General features: G+C 32.6%; 3 protein-coding genes. All 3 read right to left on the reverse strand.

All coding sequences use genetic code 11. The features are described 5' to 3' along the window. Window positions 1-483 precede the first annotated feature (483 nt). The 3 genes from V179_RS0105445 to V179_RS27085 all read right to left on the reverse strand — a co-directional run bounded on the left by V179_RS0105445 (window position 484) and on the right by V179_RS27085 (window position 2577). Window positions 484-1128, reverse strand: coding sequence for a hypothetical protein (locus V179_RS0105445; protein ID WP_028390629.1), 645 nt, complete (start codon window positions 1126-1128; stop codon window positions 484-486). 219 nt (window positions 1129-1347) lie between these two features. Then, complete coding sequence (locus V179_RS0105450) at window positions 1348-1560, reverse strand: hypothetical protein (protein WP_028390630.1); 213 nt, start codon at window positions 1558-1560, stop codon at window positions 1348-1350. A gap of 165 nt (window positions 1561-1725) precedes the next feature. Beyond that, a complete protein-coding gene (locus tag V179_RS27085) occupies window positions 1726-2577 on the reverse strand; it encodes a tyrosine-type recombinase/integrase (protein ID WP_051404845.1) in 852 nt (283 codons plus the stop codon). Between the last annotated feature and the right edge of the window lie 150 nt (window positions 2578-2727).

A 2727-nucleotide genomic window follows, 5' to 3' on the forward strand; every position in this document is an offset into this window, starting at 1 on the left:
CAACTGCTTCAGTTGTTAAGAACTGACATAAGCTGATAAGTGTAAAACTGCTATGTATATATAGTTAGAAGTATAAGCACTACTTCCTAAGTGTATATTTATATTTCAAGTATAAAGTAGTTGTCGTAAAATAAGCAGTATACTAACAACACTCGTTTTTCTTGTCAAAACAAATAGAGAAAGCCTATTTAGCGTTCCCTACTAGTTTCGATTCCTTCCACAATTCAATAGAAGGCTTTTTGTATCCGTATCTTCGGCGGTACGTTAGTTAAGCTTTACACCAATAAAAGGGGTTTCATATTCATTCAACGTCAACATGGTACATTTCCCTTATCATTGGAAACAATATTATGGAAACGATCTTGTGTTGATTTCGATTTCTCATAATCCGTAAAATTTGTTTTTTTTCAACGTAAGCCCCGGTTGCCTTAAATATAACCATTCACAATCTTTGATATAAGAAGAAAAAGTGTAGATATAAACCTACAACATCCCCCAGAACAAATTGATTTCAGCGGTAAGAAAGAAAATAATCAAACCTATTGTAATCACCTTGATTATTTGTTTAGGAGACTGATATAAAACAAAAATTGTTGCTATCCAAAGTAACATTTCTAAGTTATTTCTTATATCAAAATACCAAAACCCAACTGCAAAAACCTGTCTTGAAATAAACATAAATATTATTGATGAAATGGAAGTAGCAATTATGCCTTTCCCTTTTGCATACCAACATACAAAAGCCGTAAATGGCGAAATAACAGTCATGACAATCCAAATCATCATATATGATTTAGGAAAAAAACCAGCTATCATAACAGTATATAGATAATAGCTACCTACCATGCCTACAAAAAACATAAAAACATTTATGGCAGACCTAACAGGTGATTTGCTATACACAGATATAACTACCGCAAGGAAAATCCAAACTCCCATGCGAGAAAAAAAGTTCCTTAAATCTAACATTTCAAGAAAATAGGGTAAATAATTACTTGGGGTTGTATCAAGCACCTTAGAAATTACCCCTAAAATAACCCCCGCGATAAATATTAAAGTCGAATATAAAAACTTCCTTGATAGCGATATTTTTATTGGTCTACGAATCTCATTTAAAAAGTCTATCATTTATTCCCTCCCAAACATAAACAATCTTTATTAGTTTTTTCTACTAATTGGTTTAAATCCTCTGATTTTATTTCACAGTAGGTGATACCTATTGCAACTTCTTACTTAAAAACCTGAACCCGTTTGTTCAATTACTTTATATCTTATTATATCAGTCACCTTTAAAGAATCAGTCCAATAAAAAAAGAGACGCTATCCAATTCGGATAACGTCCATTTTTCATTCTAAGCACCCTTCATATTCCTTAACTACGAAATATTGTACGTTTGCCTTAACAATAACTAAGTCATCAGTTATCGCCAAAACGGGGCTATTATCATCTTCGAAATGATTGTTAATTTTGTTTCTAGCCCGTATAAGAGAGGTTTCTTCGACTAAATGTCCGATTTCACCGTTGATTAAATGGAAAGTTACTTCGTATTGTTTCTTCATCTATATTCCCCCTCTTTGTCTTAGACTTTATTATAATACTTATGGAATTATTTTCATAACAAAGACCAACCAACCCACCGTCTCACGGAACAATTCCCTTACTAACGTTCTTTACAAAATTAATATACACTCTACCGAAAGGAGGCTATTAAAAGGACAACGGCGTTAAACCGCGTCCCGTAAATTTATTACTTGTGTTCTTAACTCTTTCGCTACTTCTGAATCAGTTAATAAAAAAGCGACTCGATACATATCATTTCTTGAAACAAGTATGTTGATTTCTCCTTTCAGTTCCTCCGCAACCTCTAACAAACTGAATACCAGTAAGTTTTGAAATACCAACATAATAGAGTTTTGCGTCAATTGGGTATTATCTCTATTTACAAAAACGTAATCACTTATCTTTTCAAAGCGCCTTTTACAAAATAGGTAGTATGCCGAAATTTCTTTAGCAAGTTTTTCGGTTAAAAATACAATCTCTTTCTTTCTATTTTTTCCATACACTGACATAGTTAAGTTACCTAAATCTACATCGGACCATTTTAAGTTGATAATTTCAGTTCTTCTTAGTCCAGTGCCAAGGAATGTTATTATTAACATATAACCCCGATACGCGAAATAACTTTGTTCCCTCCTTCTAAGACCTCGATAGTAACCTAACATTTGCTGAATTTGTTCGTCATTAAAGACGTTGATTTTAACATCAGCCTTTTGGCGTTTAACTTTAATTGCAACATTTTCCTTGACCATGCCTTCTTCTACCTTATAATTTAAGAAAGCCCTAATACGATGTAATTTAGTATTTATGGTATTTGCGGAATTACCTTGACTTTGACAATACATTAAATAACTTTTAACGTGACGACTTTCGATTTCTTCTACATTCAAGATTTTATTTTCATGACAATAATCAATAAATCCACCTAAAAGAACTTTGTAATTCTGAATATTAACTTTAGTTGTATTCTTAAATTTACGGTCATCTATAAAATCTTGATATGCAAATTTCAGCAACAAAAAAAGACTACCTCCTTTAAATAGGAAATAGTCTCTTTCTTACAAACTATTTATACATTAGACAGCTTCACGAAACGTGACAGCTTGATGATTACATCATGCCGCCCATTCCACCCATGCCGCCCATATCAGGCATTGCAGGCATTGCAC

It is taken from the genome of Bacillus cihuensis, assembly GCF_000504145.1.
GTDB lineage: Bacteria > Bacillota > Bacilli > Bacillales > DSM-1321 > Peribacillus > Peribacillus huizhouensis.